A 15,631-nucleotide genomic window follows, 5' to 3' on the forward strand; every position below is an offset into this window, starting at 1 on the left:
AAAACGCTTGTGTTATCCCATCGGCGTCCACTCGCGTGGTTGGTCGGGGAGCCCCTTGACCCGGATTTCGGGGCCGTCGTCGCCCGCGCGGACGTCGATACGGCCGTCGAACGACTGGGCGATGCTGCCGACGACCCGGTCGTCGTGGGCGTCCGGGTCGAGGACACAGACCCCGAGGCCGTCTGCAGTCCGGATGCGGCTGGTGACGATGTTGACGAATCGGAAGACCGAGCGAACGTCGTCGCTGAACACCAACAGCGGCGTCAGCGTGTAGATGCCCGTCCTGACGGCGTCGTAGCCGCGGGCGTACACCTGCTCGTACTGTGCCGAGTACTCGATGCCGATCCCGGTGAGGTCGGCGGGCGTCGACACCGACGTGACGAACTCGCCGAGTTCCTCGTCGCTGTTCTGCCCGCAGTCGACGATGCGGACGCGGCCGCCGGAGACGTCACAGTCCAGCGAGTCGAACCCCTCCAGTATCTCCCGGGCGCTGGTGTCGGCCGCGACGACGACGACGCCGTCGTTCGGGTCGGCAGCGAGCAGTCGGAGCGCCGTCTCGCGGGTCCCGTCGAGAATCGGCCCGGTGACCAGGAGGTTCGTCCCCTGGTCGACGGGATTCAGCGGCGTCCCCGGAAACGTGTACCGGCTGTCGTGGCGCTGGCTCATCTCAATCCGCTCCGGCGCCGACTCGGCGCCGGAGCGAGAGCTGCTCTTCGACTTCGTCGGCGAACCGTCGGAGGTCCTCGCGTTCCGCCCGGGTGTACGAGCGAGGTTCGTCGTCGATGCAGCAGACCGCGCCCAGCGAGTGGCCCGCCTCGTCGGTGATTCTGGCCCCCGCGTACGAGCGGATGCCGAGTTCGACCAGGCGGTCGTTGGCGCTGAAGCGCGGGTCCTCTCTCGTGTCTTCGACGACCATCACCTCGTCGCTGAGAATCGTGTGCGTGCAGATGGAGTCCTCGCGGGCGAGCGTCCGCCAGTTCGCCCCCTCGCAGGCGACGAACTGCTCGTCGTGCTCGTCGACGAGCCCCACGAAGGCGACGTCGATGTCGAAGTGCGAGGCGATGAGCGCGGTGAGCCGGCCGAACGTCTCCTCTGCGGCCAGGGCGTCGACGTCGTACTCACGGACGGCGGCGAGCCGGTCGTCTTCCCCCTCCGGAACCGGGAAGGCGGCCTGTGTCGCCTCGGCGGCCGCGAGCGAGACGACGTCCACGAGTCGCTCACGGGCGTCGGGGACCGACCGCGGGACGTACTCGACGACCTGGTCGGGTCGGCCCCGTGGCAGGTCGGCGGGCGATTCGTCGGTAAAGAGAATGCAGACGCAGTCGTTGTGGGCCAGTCGAACCGCGTCGACGACGTCGAAGGCATTCCCGTCGGGGAAGCCCAAGGTGGTGACGACGCAGTCGACTGACTCGTCGACGAGCGCTTCGACGTCGGCGACGGAGGTCGCACCGACGGCGTCGAGGGCTGCGGCGGTCAACGCGTCGACCGTCGCCGTCCGTTCCGTCTCGTCGGGGTCGGCACAGACGACGGTCGGGTGTTCCTCGGGCACACCCTACGGGAAGTCCCCGAACCTAATAGTTGTGCTGCCACCTGCAGGAAAACGAAGGTTTTTGCTTCGCGCCGGACGAACAGACCGCAAATGAACGATATCGAGCACCGGACGTGGTTGGCGTGACCAGGAACCTGACCGAGATTACCGTCATCGGCGACGACGAGACGGGACTCATCGCCGAGGTAACCTCCCTCCTCTTCGAACGCGGCATCAACATCGAGGACCTGGACCAGGCCGTCCGCGAGGGCGTCTTCCGGATGACGATGCACGTCGACGCCGCCGAGATGGTGACGACGGAGGAGAAACTCCGCGAGGACCTGACCGAGCTCGGCGAGGAACTCGACGTCGACATCCAGGTCCGGTTCCCCGCGGACCGCGAGACCCAGTCCATCGCCGTCCTCGTCACCAAGGAGTCCCACTGCCTCGAAGCCCTCTTCGAGTCCTGGGCCAACGGCGACCTCGGCGCGGACATCGAGGTGGTCATCGGCAACCACAGCGACCTCCAGCCGCTGGCCGAGAAGTACGACGTGCCGTTCCACGACATCGGCGACGAGAAGGGCACGCCCGACGAGGGCGAACTGCTGGACCTACTGGCCGAGTACGACGCCGACCTCATCGTCCTCGCGCGGTACATGCGCATCCTCTCACCGGACGTCGTCTTCCGCTACGAGAGCCGCATCATCAACGTCCACCCGAGCCTGCTCCCGGCGTTCCCAGGGGCCTCGGCGTACATGCAGGCCATCGAGGAGGGCGTCCGCATCGCCGGCGTCACCGCGCACTACGTCACGACGGACCTGGACCAGGGCCCCATCATCACCCAGCGGGCCTTCAACGTCCCCGACGACGCCACCGAAGAGGAACTCCAGCAGCTCGGCCAACCGCTCGAGGCCGATGCCCTGCTCGAGGCCATCAGGCTCCACCTCGACGACGAGGTGACCGTCCACCGCGGCCGGACGAAACTCCGGAACCCGGAAGAGACCGAAGCGCAACTCGGCGCGCCGGAGGACCTCGACGACCTCAACCCCGACCGGCCCATCGACGGCCTCGGGGCGTTCGTGGCCGGCGACGAGCCGGAGGCCGAAGCGGACGATTAGGCCCGCGAGTGTCCAGCGGACACTCGATTCGGGCGAGCGGTGGAACCGCGAGCCAGTCCGAACCGCGTAGCGTGTTCGGACACGTAAGCGGTCGGTTCGTTGAAGCGGACGATTAGGCCCGGATTCGAGCACCAATACGCGGCGGGAGAACAGGGGAGACCGAAAGACGACAGGCCTGTACCCACCGGTCCAGCGTGTAAACGTCTCGCCGGTGGTTTCTGGTTCGGAAACGTTTATTCGCCGCCCGGTTCCAAATCGTGGTATGAAAATTCTTGTCACGGTCAAGCAGGTCGCAGTCGTCGACGACGAGTTCGAGATCGACGGACTCGGCATCGACGACCGGTACATCACGCACGACCTCAACGAGTGGGACGAGTATGCCGTCGAGGAGGCCGTCCAGCTGCAGGAGGCCGCCGACGAGGACGTGGAGGTCGTGACGGTGACAATCGGGCCCGAAGACACCGAGGAGACGATTCGCCAGGCGCTGGCGAAGGGGGCCGATCGCGCGGTCCGAGTCTGGGACGACACGCTCGCCGAGGCCGGATTGCTGGACCCGACGACGAAGGCCCGGGTGGTCGAAGCCGTGGCAAGCGAGGAGGACCCCGACCTCGTGCTCACAGGGGTGCAGTCGGCCGACGACGGGTTCGGCGCGACCGGCGTGACGCTGGCCGAACGGCTCGGCTTCGAGTGGGCGGCCGTCGTCAACGACCTCGAACTGGACCGCGAGGCGGGCGTCGCGTCCGTCCACCGCGAGCTCGAGGGCAGCATCGAGGAGCTGACCGACGTCCAGCTGCCGGCGGTGCTGACCATCCAGACCGGTATCAACGAGCCGCGTTACGCCAGCCTCAGAGGAATCCGCCAGGCACAGACGAAGGAGCTCGACGTCAGGTCGCTGGAGGACGTCGGGTTGTCGCCGGCGGACATCGAGAGCCCGCTCGAGCAGACCTCGCTGTACGAGCCCACGAGCGAGAGCGACGCGACGGTGTTCGAGGGGAGCGCCGAGGAGGCGGCCGCCGAACTGGCGGAAGTGCTCCGTGACGCGGGGGTGGCGAACTGATGACGATACTGTCCGTCGCCGAGCACCGCCGCGGCGAGCTCCGGCCGGTGAGCCTCGAGCTGCTCAGCGTCGGCCACTTGGTCGCCGATGAGACGGACAGCGAGCACCACACCGTCGTCGTGGGGGGCGACGTCGAAGCGTTCGGCGAGAAACTCGACCGCGAAGGCGTCGACGCCGTCCACACCGTCGACTACGGCGAGGAGTTCAACCACGACGTCTACGTCCAGGCGGTGTCACAACTGGCCGACGCCGTCGACCCGTCGCTGTTGCTGATGCCCAACACCGTCAACGGCCTGGACTACGCGCCCGCCGTCGCCGGCCGACTCGACCGGCCGCTCGTCACCGACGTCGTCGACATCGACTACGAGGAGGGGCTGACCGTGACCCGCGAGCTGTACGGTTCGAAAGCGGAGACGACCATCGACGTCAACGCCGAGGCGGCCGCGCTGACGGTCCGGCCGGGCGAGTGGCCCGCCGCGGAAGGGGTCAACGGGGCATCCGTCGAGCCCTTCGCGGTCGACATCGACGAGTCGGCGGTGCGCTCGACGGTCACTGGATTCGAGGAGGTCGGTAGCGGCGACGTGGACATCGGCGACGCCGACGTGCTAGTCTCGGTCGGGCGTGGCATCGGCGAGGAGGAGAACCTGGACCTCGCGTTCGAGTTGGCCGACGCGCTCGATGCGACGGTGTCTGCCTCGCGCCCGCTCATCGACAACGGCTGGCTCGAGAAGGACCGGCAGGTCGGCCAGTCCGGGAAGGTCGTCACCCCCGACGTGTACATCGCCATCGGCATCTCAGGCGCGGTGCAGCACGTCGCCGGGATGAAGGGGGCCGACACCATCGTCGCCATCAACACCGACCCGAACGCCCCTATCTTCGACATCGCGGATTACGGCATCGTCGACGACCTCTTCGACGTGGTGCCGGCGCTCATCGAGGAGTTTGGAAGTTAACCACTCAGAACCGCTGTGCGGTTGGCCGTGAGCGTGTTCCATCGCGCGAACGCGGGGGAGGGCTGGTTCAGAACAAGCATCCGGCGGCTCTGCCGCCGGTTCACGGACTCGGGGCCGAAGGCCGAGAATCCGGCCTTTTTCGCCACCAGAAGACTCGCTTCGCTCGTCTTCTGAGCCTTGCTTCGCTTCGCTCAGCAAGACCACGTTTTTCGAGGCGTGGTCGCCGCAGGCGACCCGACGCCGAAAAAGGTGGGTCGTCAGGTACTTTTTCGCCTGGGCCTAACGAGTCGGTAATGGAGTATCTCCACCGGCGTCGTGACCGCGTCGAGGAGCGACTGGAGGACGTCCTCGACGACGTCGAGCCGTCGGCGCTCGCCGACCAGGTGCGTCACGTCGCGCTCTCGGGGGGCAAGCGGGTGCGCCCGACGGTGACGGTGCTGGTCTGTGAGGCGCTGGGCGGGGACCCGGACGACGCCGTCGACTTCGCAGTGGGCATCGAGCTGGTCCACAACGCGTCGCTGGTCATCGACGACATCATCGACGAGTCCGAGCTCCGCCGCGGGACGCCGTCGGCGTGGGCGGAATACGGTCACGGTCCGGCCATCATCGCCTCGGACGGGCTCCTGGGAGAGGCCTTCGCCCTGTTCTCGGCCGACGAGCGGGCGATGCAGACCGTCAGCGAATCGATGGTCGAACTCGGCGAGGGGGAGGCGACCGAGCTCATCGCCCAGCCGACCAACGAGACGGAGTACATGGAGCTGGCCCGCCGGAAGACCGGGGCGCTGTTCCGCGCGGCGGCGGAACTGGGCGCCATCGCGGCCGACGCCGACGCCTACACCGTCGAGACAGTCGGCCAGTACGCCGAACGGGTCGGCGTCGCCTTCCAGATGCGCGACGACGTGCTCGACGCGACGGCGGACGCAGAGACCCTGGGGAAGCCGACCGGGCACGACGCCGAGATGGAGCGCCCGTCTATCGTCGAGGTGACCGACCTCACGGCCGAGGAGGCCGACGAACGGGCCCGCGAGGAGGCCGATTCGGCCCTGGAAGCGCTCGCGACTATCGACGCCCCCGAGTCCCAGTCGATGGACTACCTGCGGGACTTAGCGGAGTTCGTCGTCGTCCGCGAACGGTAGGGCTTTTGGCCGCTGTCGACAAATCAGCGCCAATGACAGTTATCGGTATCGTCGGACTCCCGGGAAGCGGCAAGAGCGAGGCGGCCAACGTCGCCGTCGACGTGGGGGTTCCGGTCGTGACGATGGGTGACGTCATCCGCGAGGAGTGTCGCGACCGGGGACTCGACCCGGCGACGGACCACGGGAACGTGGCGAAGGCGCTGCGCGAAGAGAACGGCCCCGCGGCCATCGCCGAGCGCTCGCTACCGATTATCGAGTCCCACCGCGAGGACAGCGAGACGGTCGTCGTCGACGGCATCCGCTCGGACACGGAGGTCGAGACGTTCCGCGAGACGTTCGGCGAGTCGTTCCTGCTGGTCGAGGTCGACGCTCCCTTCGAGATCCGCGCCGAGCGACTGGACCTGCGTGGCCGGGACGCCAGCGCCGAAGACGGTGGCGAGTCCCTCGAGGACCGCGACGAGCGCGAGCTCGGCTTCGGGATGGGCGAGGCGATGGCGATGGCCGACTACACCATCGAGAACACGGCGACGCTGCCGGCCTTCCAGCGCAAGGTCCGCACGCTCCTGCGAGAGGGGCCGGAGGCCTTGGAATGAGCGCCGTCTACAGCGTCGACGTCCAGATCACCGCGCCGGTCAACGACACGGAGGTGACCGACCGGGTGGCCGACGCCGTCCGGAACCTGTTCCCGGAGGCCGACCCCGAACACGGCCACGGTGAACTGCGCGCCGAGGTCCACTCCATGGACGAGTTCTCCGAGCTGCTCCACCGCCTCGAGATTCTGGACACCGCCCGCTCGGTGTTCTTCGACTCGCTCTCTGGCGACACCTTCGCGTTCGACGTGAAGAAGCAGGCCGCCTTCGAGGGCCGAATCAACTTCGCCGTCGGCGACCCCTCGGAGCTCGGCGACATCCACGTTCGCGTGCGGGTCCGCGAGCCCGACGCCGAAGCGTACATCGACTACGTCGCGCCGCCGACAGAAGAGGGGACACCCGTCGACCCCGACGCATGACGACCGCACTCTGTTTCGCCCTCGACGGGACGCTCGTCCACCGGACCAGCCCCGACGAGGACGTGACCCGAACGACGCTCGAAGCGCACGGCCTCGACGCCGACGACGCCCTCGTGACGACGACACGGGAGTCGTTCCGGACTGCCTTCGAGGCTATGGAACCCAGTCCGTTCCACCAGTCGATGGAGACGGCCCTCGACGCGGCCGACGCCGACGGTGACCCGGCAGCGATGGTCGAGACGCTCCGCGAACGGACCTACGAGGCGACGACGGTGCCCGACGGCGCCCGCGAGAGCCTGGACTCGCTCGGTGCCGACGACTCGCTGGCGGTCGTCACCAACGGCGTCCGCGAGTGGCAGCTGGGCAAACTCGCGTACCACGGCCTGGCCGACTTCTTCGACGTCGTCGTCGCCTCCTACGAGGCCGGCGCGCACAAGCCCGATTCGGCCCCGTTCGACTGCCTGCGAGAGCGCCTCCCGGCCGACGAGTACGTGATGGTCGGCGACGACTACGCGGCCGATGTGGAGGGCGCACGGGCGGCCGGGTTCGTTCCGATTCACTACGAACGGGACGGTGGCCCGGACCTCTGGGCGACGATTCAGGCGCTCCTGTAACTCAGAAGCCGCTGACGAAGATGGCGAGCCACTCGCCCACCTCGCGGCGTTTGGTCACTCTGACCTCCTCGACCCACTTCACCCACTGGAAGCCCCGGCGGCCGGGCGCGACCAGCCTGAGCGGGAAGCCGTGACCGTGCGAGAGGCGCTCGCCGTCGACGTGCGTCGCCAGGACGGCGTCGCGGGCCTCGTCGATAGGGAGGCTCCACCGGTAGCCGGTGACCGACCGGAACTGGACCCAGGCAGCGGGGTCGTCCGGGTCCGCGGCGTCAAGCAGGTCACCTACGCGGACGCCTTGCCACTCGTGGTCGGAGTACCAGCCGCTGGTGCAGTCGAGCAGGCCCTGCTGTGTCGCGTCTGCCGAGAGGTCGGCGACACCGTATTCGGCGGATGTCGAGACACGGCCCACGACCGAGAGCGACCACGAGCCCGGGTCGACCGGGTCGGGGTCGTCGGCGACCCAGCTGGTGACGGGGAAGCGGTTGCCATCGTCGCTGCCTTCCTCACGCGACCCCGTGTAGCGACGGTCGGCCCCGGCGGTGTCGAGCAGGTCGTTGACCGGTCGCTGAAGCCGCCAGACGAGCGCGCCGGCCGTGACGACGCCGGCGTAGCGGAGGACGTCGCGACGACTGCCAACAGTCCGCCGGGTCGGTCGGTGGTAGCGATAGCGCAGGTGGGCGGCCAGGAGCACGGGGACCAGCAGCCCGAGGCCGACGTGGAGGTGAAACAGTCCCCACGGTCCCAGGTCCAGCGACCCGCCGAAGATCCACCAGACGCCGGTCGCGAGCGCCGCCGTCGCGTCGGCCGCGAGCAGCAGCGAGAGGACGCGACGGGCCGTGAGACGCGACGGCGAGACGCGGTGGGTGACCCGCCACAGTTTCACCGGCAGGAGCGCCACGAGCACCACGCCCGCGATGGCGTGGAGGTCGATAATCCACGCGCCGCGCGGCGTGCCGGCCCAGATGGTCGCCACACCGGTCGCGAGAAGGGTGGCGACGGCGACGAAGAGGCTCCAGTCGACGGCGCGTGGCGAGGGGACGAGCCGGCGGACGTCCATAGCCGCTCTTGGCACCGGACGGGCATATATTGCCGGTCGGTAGCCGTCCCAGCGTCCCGTCTACATGTTATTCACTTAAATACGTCTGACGGGCCACTTATATTCGCTCGCCGCAAGTGGGCCACCATGACGTGCCTCCAGACCCGGCTGCTCGGCGTCCAGCTGCTGGCCCTGGCCATCGCTATCGTCGGTGAGGTCGCCGGCTCGCGGGTCGTGACCACGCTCGGCGTCGCCATCTTCTTCGTCGTGCTGGCGATGTCGCTGGTCACGTGGGCGAGCGAGCGCGCGTCGGGCGTCCTCGAACGGATTCGCGGCCCGTCCTCGCGTCGAACCGACCGCTGACCGGGGCGTTCACCCATAGGGCCGGTGGGCGACGAGCCGTCCGCCGGCGTCGCGGACGGTGACCGTATCGCCGTCGTTGTTCCAGACGGCACCGCTCTGTCCCCAGTAGCGGTCCGTCTCGGTGTCCGTGCCGCTGCCGGTGTGGAGCGTCACCCGCTCGCCCGGAGCGAGTGTCAATGCGTCGAAGGTGTACACGCGCCCGGCCTCGTCGCTGACCATCCAGCCCGTGAGGTCGAGGCTCGACTCGCCGCGGTTCTCGAAGACCACGTACTCGTCGTTCAGGTTCTCGTTGTCGTTGCCAGCGGCGTCCGCGTGGACCGTCGAGACGACCAGAGCCGACTCGCTGGGCGTGACCGTCCCGCCGTCGGCCACCGGCGTCCCCGTCGCCGCGGGGTCGACACAGCGCCAGAGGCCGCGACGGTCCTCGCGAGCGGTCGTCTCGGCGCTGTAGAAGCGCTCCGCTCGGGAGAACTCGCTGTCGTAGACGCGGGCGTGGCCCGCGGCGAGGAGGCGGTAGTTGAACAGCCGGTCCTCGACGACGACGTACGCGAGCAGGCGGTCGTAGTAGCCCCGTCGGTCGGTCCCCGGGTCGAAGGCGAGGCCGACCGTCCGTCCCAGCAGCGCGTCCTTGGCGACGTTCGAGGCGTCGGTGCCGGCGTCGCGGAGACACGCCCGCCCGGCATCGGTGTCGGGGACGCCCTCGAACTCGGTGGGGTCGTTCTCGACGTTGACCTCTGGAGTGTCGACGCCGACGAGTCGAACGGTGTCGGCCGTCCCGTTCGGGTACGCGATGCGGATGGTGTCACCGTCGACGACGGCGGTGACGCGCACCTCGAGGGTCACCTGTGGGAGTGGTGCGTCCGACCCGGTGGCGGTCGGCGTGGACGCCTCCTGGACGGGGGCAGAGAACGCACTACAGCCGGCTAGCGTGACCAGGAGCGCGACGGCGACGAGCGAGCGACGACGCATCGCCGGAGAGAGGGCGGCCGAGACTACAAACCTGGCGGGGGGACGGTTATGTCACTGGGAGGAATAGGTCGGCGTGCGATGCTCGTCCCACTCCCAGTCCGCGAGGTGATGACCGCCCCCGCACGAACCGTCACGAGAGACACGACCATCGCCGCCGCCGCGAGCCGGCTCCGCGACGAGTCCATCGGCTCGCTCGTCGTCGAGTCGGACGGCGAGGCCGTCGGCATCCTCACCGAGAGCGACGTCGTCGCCGTCACCGCCGAGGGTGGCGACACGACGGCGCTCACCGTCGGCGACGTGATGTCGTCGACGCTCGTGACGATACGCCCTGAGGCGAGCATCGAGGACGCCGTCGAGCGCCTTCGGTCGCGCGGCATCAAGAAGCTGCCAGTCGTCGAGGACGGCGTCCTGCTCGGTATCGTCACCACGACCGACCTCTCGAACTACATCCCACAGCTCTCACACCCGACGCCGCCACCGGACCTCCGGCACCAGCGCAGGCGGTTCACGCGCCCCGACACGCTCTACGAGGACGACGACTGGACCTTCGAGAGCTACGGCGTCGAGGACGGCATCGACGTCGGTGACCACGTCCGGTTCAGCAAGACGCTCTCGGAGAACGACGTCGAGCAGTTCGCCGAGGTCAGCGGTGACACCAACCGCCTCCACCTCGATTCCGAGTTCGCCGAGGGGACGCGATTCGGCCGCCGCATCGTCCACGGGACGCTGGTCTCGGGCCTCATCAGCGCCGCGCTCGCCCGGCTGCCGGGGCTCATCATCTACATCTCACAGGAGCTCAGTTACCGCGGGCCGGTCGACATCGGGGAGCGTGTCACCGCCCACTGCGAGGTCGTCGAGCGCATCAAGGACGACCGGTTCCGGCTGACGACGGCCGTCGACGACGCCGACGGCGAAGCCGTGATCGAGGGCGAGGCCGTGGTCATCTCGGACCCCATCCCCGAGACGGGGTGAGTCAGGTCCCCAGCAGGAGGACGAGCGCCACGGCTATCCAGACGATTTTCAGGCCCGTGTTGACGACGATGACCTTCGTCCCGAACTCGCGGCCCCAGATACCGTACTGGAACGGGATGGAGCGCTTGAACGTCGAGACGGCGAAAGAGACGATGCCGCCGACGAGCATCGTCGCGACGGCGGTCCGCGCCGTGAACGTACCGTTCTCGATGAGCGGCGCGATGACCACGGCTCCCGACGTCGTGTCGAGCGCGTAGGCGGCGACGACGGGCGCGGCCGCGCCGGGGAGCCCCAGCGAGCCGGCGAGCGCGTCGGCGGTGGCGGTGACGCTCGCCCCGCCCGGGCCCAGGAGCGCCAGCAGTTCCTCGGAGTAGGCGACCAGCAGCGAGACGACGACGTAGATGACCACCAGGCGGGGGAGGATGTCACCCACGCGGTCGACCGTCTCGGCGAAGGCCTCGCGGACTGCTGCCTCGCGGGTTTCGGGCCCGTCGTCGCGCTCCGTGCCGTGTGCGGACGCGGCGTCGGCCCTGCCGCCGTCGGTAGTGGCGTCGACGTCGGCCGCTGTCCCCGACGCCCCGTCGAGCAGGAGCGCGCCGGCGACGATACCGGTCAGCGTTATCGCCAGCGCGACCAGCCCCCGGGTCGTGACGTAGAGCACCCCGACCTCGAAGCCGAGGATGGGGATGAGGATGGGCGCGTAGAAGGTCACGATGTGCTGAGCGAAGCCGAAGAAGGTGTTTATCGTCACCGCGACGAGCGTCGCACGGTCGTCCAGCACGCCCGACTCGCGGAAGTCCGCGAGCATGCCGTAGCCGGCCGTGGTCGAGGCCGTCGTCGTCAGGATGGCGGTCCCGACCTCGTCTGGGAGGTTCGCCGGGCCGGTCAGATAGCGCGAGACCGCGGCGATCTTCTCGACGAGGCCGAACGCCACCGCGAGGTTCGCGAGGAACACCCCCAGCGAGAGGAAGACGGTGATGCGCAGCACCCGGTAGGCGACCGTCGCGAGGACGTCGGTGACCGGTGTCGCGAGGACGACGCTGGTGGCCGACTGCACGTGTGGGAGTCGGTCCGTGGCCGGCAAATGTCCGTCGATGGCGTCGCGCGGAGCGGACCGCACTCAGACGAGCACCCGAACGGCGCCGAACAGCACCAGCACCCCGAACACGTCGCAGACGTTGGTGACGACCGGGATGACGACGTCGTCCGGATCCAGCTCGAACCGGTAGGCCGCGTAGGCCGTCGCCGTGGTGACGACCACGGCGAGCGCCGCGAGCACGACGCCGCTCGTCGTCGCGACGACGACGACGGTCAGGAAGGGGAGCCGGACGGTCCCGAGCAGCGCCTGGAGCGCCCACGCGCCGGCGCCCACCAGCGGGAACACCGTCAGCGCCAGCGCGACGGTCGCCAGCGCGTTGCCGGCGAGGCGGTCGTCCGTCGGTTCGAACGAGACGATACCCAGGTGGACCGCCGTCGAGAGCCGCGCGGCCAGGATGCTCCCGAGATTACCGGCCATCCCGATGGTGACGGGAACGAGGACCAGCAGCGTGGGGTACCGCAGCAGCGTCGACTCGAACGTATCGAGGACGAGGCCGCTCCCGAGTTCGATGGACGTCAACACCACCAGCACCGGGAGCATGCGCCGCATGATACCACGGACCGACCACTGGACCTCGTAGGCCGACACGTCAGCCACCACCCAGCGCGAGGACGATGCGGGTCGCGACCAGCAGCGTCGCGACGCCGACCACGTCGCCCGTCGTCGTCACCACCGGCCCCGCGAGGGTGTCGGGGTTCAGCCCGCGCCGGTAGCCGACGAAGACGACGGAGACGACGGCGACGGTCAACACGAGGCCCGAGACGACGCCGGCGAGCAGCGCGATGGCGACCAGCGTCGCGAGCGGGGCCGACGGGCGACCGATGGCGGTGAGTAGGCCGACAGCGAGGACAGCCGACAGCACGCTGACCAGCACGCCGTTGGCCAGCGACGCCGCGACGGCCACGTTGACGCGTTCGTCTTCCAGCGAGAGGGTCGGGTCGACGAGCCCCTGGTGGAGCGCCGACCCGAGGCGGCCTCCCAGCGAGCCGTAGACGTTGCCCCGCGTGGCGAGCAGCGCGGGGACGAGCACGAGCAGGCCGGCGACCTGTTCTAACTCGGCGTCCATCCCCCCGAGGACGACGCCCGCGAAGAGGCCACCGACCGCGCTGAGGACCAGCACCGGAACGGATTCCCGATAGGCCTCGGCGGCGACCTCGCGGACGGTCATTACCGAGAGCATCCGGGCGCAGTCGCAAAAAGGGACCGGAGGCCCGACGCCGAGCCATCCCTGGTGGAACGTCCGTCACCGGACGACGCACGCGGGAGCCATCCGAGCCCCTGTCGGTCCGGTGTCTCAGTTCCCGTCGGCGGTGACCACGAGTACCGAGCGGTCGGTCCCGAGGATGACGTCCTGCGTGACGCTCCCGAACAGCGCCTTACCGGCCGGTGACCGCTTGCGCCCGCCGAGCACGACGAGGTTCGCATCGCGGGCGTCGGCGACTTCGAGGATGGCCGACGCCGGTTTCCCGCTGGTCCCTTCGAGGGGAGACCTCTACGCCGGCCTCCTCGAGTAGTTCCCGTGCTCGGCGGACGGCAGCGACCTGCGTGACCGACGCCCCTTCGCGGTTCTCCTCGAAGTCGTGGACCAGCGTAACGTGGACCGACTCGGTGTCGAGGGGCATGGTCGTGAAGCTCGGTTGCCTGCGCTCGCGCACGTGCCTCATCGCGGTCGATGCCGACGACGATCTCGTACATACACGATAGTTCGCCCGAGCGGGGCAAAACACTGCCGGGCAATCCCAGCCGATGAGAACCGCGAGGACGACGCCACGCACCCGGTCGGAGGTGTCGGCAGCGCGGTCGGACTCGTGGTCGCTATAGTAGCCATTGAAAGTCAGTGCACACCCGATCGCACGACAGCAGTGCGATCGGTGTGTAAACCGTTTCAATTGTTACTATAGTGACGGTCGGCGCGGTGAAGCCGTCCCTCGGCGTCGAACTCGCCGTAGTCCCCTGTCGGGTACCACTCGCCCCGGGTGGTGCTGGCCGAGACGTCGCGTGTCTCCCAGTACCGGTCGGCGACGTGGTCGCCACGGAACAGTATCTCGCCGTCGTCTGCCAGCGCCACCTCCGTCCCGGGCAGCGGCGACCCGAGCGCTGCGGGAGCCTCGGACCCTGACGGCGTCACACAGCCGACGCCCGCGAGCTCGGGCGTCCCGTACACCTCGCTCACCGGGACGCCACAGCCCCAGAGGCGCTGGAGGCGGTCGGCGTCGAGCCCGTCGCCCCCGGAGAGCCCGTACTCGAGGTTCTCCAGCCCGAACTCCTCGCGGAGGGGCGCGAAGACGAGGCGTTCGGCCGCCGTGTCGGTGAGCGAGCCGCTGGCGCCAGCTGCCAGCTGCTGACCCCGCTCTACTGCCGTGCCGTCGGCGAGACGGCCCTTCACGCCGCCGAGGGCGTCGAGATGCGACTCGAGCGAGTCCGCGAGGTGCTCGTAGACCCGCGGCACGCCGACGAGAACCTCGGGGCTGAGCAGCCGTAGTCCCGCCAGCAGGTCGTCGTTCGGGACGTACGCGGCCGCCGCGCCGCCGTCCCAGAGGTAGTACGTCACCACCCGCTGGAAGACGTGCGACAGCGGGAGCGAACAGGTGCCGGTCTGACCCGGCGAGACGGGGAACTGGTCGCCCAGCATCGCCACCGCCGCGAGCAGGTTCTGGTGGGAGAGTCCGACGCCCAGCGGGTCCGTCTCGGTCCCGAGGCGGTGGACGACCGTTGCGACGTCGTCGGGGTCGGCCTCGAACCCGGGGAGGGCGGGCCGGTCGCCGGTCGGGAGGTCCTCGACGTCGAAGACAGTGCCGGCGGCATCGGCCACGGCCTCGCTCGGGTCGTCGTCGGTCACCAGCGCGTCGATGCCGGCCGTCGTCTCCGTCGCGACCGCCCGTTCCTCGTCGAACCCCGAGTAGACGGGGACCGAGACGACGCCGGCCAGGTGACAGGCCAGGTCGACGACGGCCCACTCGTAGGACGGGCGAGCGCGAATCCCGAGCGTCGTCCCCGGTTCGACGCCGGCGTCGAGGAAGCCGGCGGCGACGGCCCGGGCGTCCTGATAGAGTTCCTCGAACGTTCGCGTCTCGAACTGCCCGTCCTCGAAGGCGTAGGCGGCGGTCCGGTCGCCGTGTCGGTCGGCCAGCCCCCGTATCCAGTCGGCCATCGACCCGTGCGGAATCGAGACGGCGCCGCCGACGTGGACGTCGCTCCCCAGCCTGACCGTCTCCTCGGGTGCGTCGTACGTCCGGTCGTCGTCGCGGGACTTGTTCAGTTTCCCGGGGCAGTAGGCGTAGTCCTCGGGGACCGACTCGGCGTAGTACTCGCCGTAGTTCTGATCGACGTCGCTCCCCGCGATGTGGGCGTCAAGCCAGTCCCTCGCGAACTCGAGGACGTCGACGGTGATGGGTTCGCCGGCCTCGTGTTTCTCGCGGAACTCGCGGACCTGGTCGGCGAACTCCGCGTGCATCTCGCGATGGTCGTAGAAGCAGTCCGCACAGTCCATCGCGTATCCGCAGTCCTGCATGAACTCCTCCTCGTCGCCGAAGTGGTACTCGGTGTAGCGCTCCAGTTCCCGGAGGATGTCGCCGACGGCGTCCTCGGAGTGGCCCTCGTCGACGGCGACGTAGAGGTCGTTCAGCAGGCCAAAGAGGTGTTTGTGCTGTTCGTCGAACCTGTCGATGTCCGTGCTGTAGCGCTCGTCGACCCACTCGATGAGCGTGTCCCCCGACCGAGAGTCCATACGCGTGTGCTCTCGCCGTTCGGTACAAAAAACGCCGAATCGATTCTCAG

Annotated in this window: 17 protein-coding genes and 1 pseudogene; 9 read left to right on the forward strand and 9 right to left on the reverse strand. The window is 69.0% G+C overall.

Annotation, left to right across the window (positions count from 1 at the left end; translation table 11 throughout):
- Positions 1-12: 12 nt before the first annotated feature.
- Positions 13-666 carry a DUF7504 family protein gene (locus tag P1L41_RS01635; RefSeq protein WP_276297143.1) on the reverse strand — a complete coding sequence of 218 codons (654 nt, stop codon included), beginning with the start codon at positions 664-666 and terminating at the stop codon, positions 13-15.
- Position 667: 1 nt separating this feature from the next.
- Positions 668-1,549 (reverse strand): GAF domain-containing protein, encoded by an 882-nt coding sequence (locus P1L41_RS01640; RefSeq protein ID WP_276297144.1) that lies wholly within the window; start codon positions 1,547-1,549, stop codon positions 668-670.
- A gap of 122 nt (positions 1,550-1,671) precedes the next feature.
- Here P1L41_RS01640 and P1L41_RS01645 point away from each other — a divergent pair, with 122 nt between their 5' ends.
- The 7 genes from P1L41_RS01645 (at position 1,672) to P1L41_RS01675 (ending at position 7,415) form a co-directional block, all read left to right on the forward strand.
- A complete protein-coding gene (locus P1L41_RS01645; protein ID WP_276297145.1) occupies positions 1,672-2,646 on the forward strand; it encodes a formyltetrahydrofolate deformylase in 975 nt (324 codons plus the stop codon).
- 262 nt (positions 2,647-2,908) lie between these two features.
- On the forward strand, positions 2,909-3,703 hold the full coding sequence (locus P1L41_RS01650) for an electron transfer flavoprotein subunit beta/FixA family protein (protein ID WP_276297146.1): 795 nt from the start codon (positions 2,909-2,911) through the stop codon (positions 3,701-3,703).
- The gene (locus P1L41_RS01655) at positions 3,703-4,656 is read left to right on the forward strand and encodes an electron transfer flavoprotein subunit alpha/FixB family protein (RefSeq protein WP_276297147.1); all 954 of its coding nucleotides are present in this window, start codon (positions 3,703-3,705) and stop codon (positions 4,654-4,656) included. Before P1L41_RS01650 ends, P1L41_RS01655 begins: the two co-directional genes overlap by 1 nt.
- A gap of 293 nt (positions 4,657-4,949) precedes the next feature.
- Complete coding sequence (locus tag P1L41_RS01660) at positions 4,950-5,792, forward strand: polyprenyl synthetase family protein (RefSeq protein ID WP_276297148.1); 843 nt, start codon at positions 4,950-4,952, stop codon at positions 5,790-5,792.
- A gap of 32 nt (positions 5,793-5,824) precedes the next feature.
- Complete coding sequence (locus P1L41_RS01665; protein WP_276297149.1) at positions 5,825-6,385, forward strand: AAA family ATPase; 561 nt, start codon at positions 5,825-5,827, stop codon at positions 6,383-6,385.
- Positions 6,382-6,801 (forward strand): RNA-binding domain-containing protein, encoded by a 420-nt coding sequence (locus P1L41_RS01670; protein ID WP_276297150.1) that lies wholly within the window; start codon positions 6,382-6,384, stop codon positions 6,799-6,801. Before P1L41_RS01665 ends, P1L41_RS01670 begins: the two co-directional genes overlap by 4 nt.
- Positions 6,798-7,415, forward strand: coding sequence for an HAD family hydrolase (locus tag P1L41_RS01675; RefSeq protein ID WP_276297151.1), 618 nt, complete (start codon positions 6,798-6,800; stop codon positions 7,413-7,415). The genes P1L41_RS01670 and P1L41_RS01675 overlap by 4 nt, the downstream gene beginning before the upstream one ends.
- Position 7,416: 1 nt before the next feature.
- Here P1L41_RS01675 and P1L41_RS01680 read toward each other — a convergent pair whose 3' ends face one another.
- Positions 7,417-8,472: a molybdopterin-dependent oxidoreductase gene (locus tag P1L41_RS01680; protein WP_276297152.1), complete on the reverse strand. Its 1,056-nt coding sequence runs from the start codon at positions 8,470-8,472 to the stop codon at positions 7,417-7,419.
- Positions 8,473-8,598: 126 nt separating this feature from the next.
- On the opposite strand from P1L41_RS01680, the gene P1L41_RS01685 reads away from it, so the two are divergent.
- Positions 8,599-8,814 carry a hypothetical protein gene (locus P1L41_RS01685; RefSeq protein ID WP_276297153.1) on the forward strand — a complete coding sequence of 72 codons (216 nt, stop codon included), beginning with the start codon at positions 8,599-8,601 and terminating at the stop codon, positions 8,812-8,814.
- Positions 8,815-8,823: 9 nt separating this feature from the next.
- On the opposite strand, the gene P1L41_RS01690 is transcribed toward P1L41_RS01685, so the two are convergent.
- Positions 8,824-9,783, reverse strand: coding sequence for a lamin tail domain-containing protein (locus P1L41_RS01690; RefSeq protein WP_276297154.1), 960 nt, complete (start codon positions 9,781-9,783; stop codon positions 8,824-8,826).
- Positions 9,784-9,861: 78 nt separating this feature from the next.
- On the opposite strand from P1L41_RS01690, the gene P1L41_RS01695 reads away from it, so the two are divergent.
- Entirely contained in the window at positions 9,862-10,755 is an 894-nt protein-coding gene (locus tag P1L41_RS01695; protein ID WP_276297155.1) for a CBS domain-containing protein, read from the forward strand.
- Position 10,756: 1 nt separating this feature from the next.
- Here the strand turns inward: P1L41_RS01695 and P1L41_RS01700 are convergent, their stop codons facing one another.
- From P1L41_RS01700 to P1L41_RS01725, 5 genes and pseudogenes are all read right to left on the reverse strand, one after another.
- A complete protein-coding gene (locus P1L41_RS01700; RefSeq protein WP_276297156.1) occupies positions 10,757-11,812 on the reverse strand; it encodes a nucleoside recognition protein in 1,056 nt (351 codons plus the stop codon).
- A 63-nt stretch (positions 11,813-11,875) separates the two neighbouring features.
- The gene (locus P1L41_RS01705; RefSeq protein ID WP_379789130.1) at positions 11,876-12,403 is read right to left on the reverse strand and encodes a magnesium transporter; all 528 of its coding nucleotides are present in this window, start codon (positions 12,401-12,403) and stop codon (positions 11,876-11,878) included.
- Positions 12,404-12,443: 40 nt separating this feature from the next.
- A complete protein-coding gene (locus P1L41_RS01710) occupies positions 12,444-13,022 on the reverse strand; it encodes a magnesium transporter (RefSeq protein ID WP_276297157.1) in 579 nt (192 codons plus the stop codon).
- 126 nt (positions 13,023-13,148) lie between these two features.
- Positions 13,149-13,549: pseudogene (locus P1L41_RS18555) on the reverse strand (universal stress protein).
- A gap of 190 nt (positions 13,550-13,739) precedes the next feature.
- The gene (locus P1L41_RS01725; protein ID WP_276297159.1) at positions 13,740-15,581 is read right to left on the reverse strand and encodes a bacteriohemerythrin; all 1,842 of its coding nucleotides are present in this window, start codon (positions 15,579-15,581) and stop codon (positions 13,740-13,742) included.
- Positions 15,582-15,631 lie beyond the last annotated feature (50 nt).

It is taken from the genome of Haloarcula ordinaria (genome assembly GCF_029338275.1).
GTDB classification, from domain to species: Archaea; Halobacteriota; Halobacteria; order Halobacteriales; family Haloarculaceae; genus Haloarcula; species Haloarcula ordinaria.

What these genes read in the sequence shown, in the direction of transcription:
- P1L41_RS01725 (WP_276297159.1), bottom strand. Translation starts at nt 15,581, where the DNA reads ATGGACTCTCGGTCGGGGGACACGCTCATCGAGTGGGTCGACGAGCGC.
- P1L41_RS01650 (WP_276297146.1), top strand. Translation starts at nt 2,909, where the DNA reads ATGAAAATTCTTGTCACGGTCAAGCAGGTCGCAGTCGTCGACGACGAG.
- P1L41_RS01635 (WP_276297143.1), bottom strand. Translation starts at nt 666, where the DNA reads ATGAGCCAGCGCCACGACAGCCGGTACACGTTTCCGGGGACGCCGCTG.
- P1L41_RS01665 (WP_276297149.1), top strand. Translation starts at nt 5,825, where the DNA reads ATGACAGTTATCGGTATCGTCGGACTCCCGGGAAGCGGCAAGAGCGAG.
- P1L41_RS01680 (WP_276297152.1), bottom strand. Translation starts at nt 8,472, where the DNA reads ATGGACGTCCGCCGGCTCGTCCCCTCGCCACGCGCCGTCGACTGGAGC.
- P1L41_RS01690 (WP_276297154.1), bottom strand. Translation starts at nt 9,783, where the DNA reads ATGCGTCGTCGCTCGCTCGTCGCCGTCGCGCTCCTGGTCACGCTAGCC.
- P1L41_RS01705 (WP_379789130.1), bottom strand. Translation starts at nt 12,403, where the DNA reads ATGCGGCGCATGCTCCCGGTGCTGGTGGTGTTGACGTCCATCGAACTC.
- P1L41_RS01695 (WP_276297155.1), top strand. Translation starts at nt 9,862, where the DNA reads ATGCTCGTCCCACTCCCAGTCCGCGAGGTGATGACCGCCCCCGCACGA.
- P1L41_RS01670 (WP_276297150.1), top strand. Translation starts at nt 6,382, where the DNA reads ATGAGCGCCGTCTACAGCGTCGACGTCCAGATCACCGCGCCGGTCAAC.
- P1L41_RS01685 (WP_276297153.1), top strand. Translation starts at nt 8,599, where the DNA reads ATGACGTGCCTCCAGACCCGGCTGCTCGGCGTCCAGCTGCTGGCCCTG.
- P1L41_RS01710 (WP_276297157.1), bottom strand. Translation starts at nt 13,022, where the DNA reads ATGACCGTCCGCGAGGTCGCCGCCGAGGCCTATCGGGAATCCGTTCCG.
- P1L41_RS01655 (WP_276297147.1), top strand. Translation starts at nt 3,703, where the DNA reads ATGACGATACTGTCCGTCGCCGAGCACCGCCGCGGCGAGCTCCGGCCG.
- P1L41_RS01660 (WP_276297148.1), top strand. Translation starts at nt 4,950, where the DNA reads ATGGAGTATCTCCACCGGCGTCGTGACCGCGTCGAGGAGCGACTGGAG.
- P1L41_RS01675 (WP_276297151.1), top strand. Translation starts at nt 6,798, where the DNA reads ATGACGACCGCACTCTGTTTCGCCCTCGACGGGACGCTCGTCCACCGG.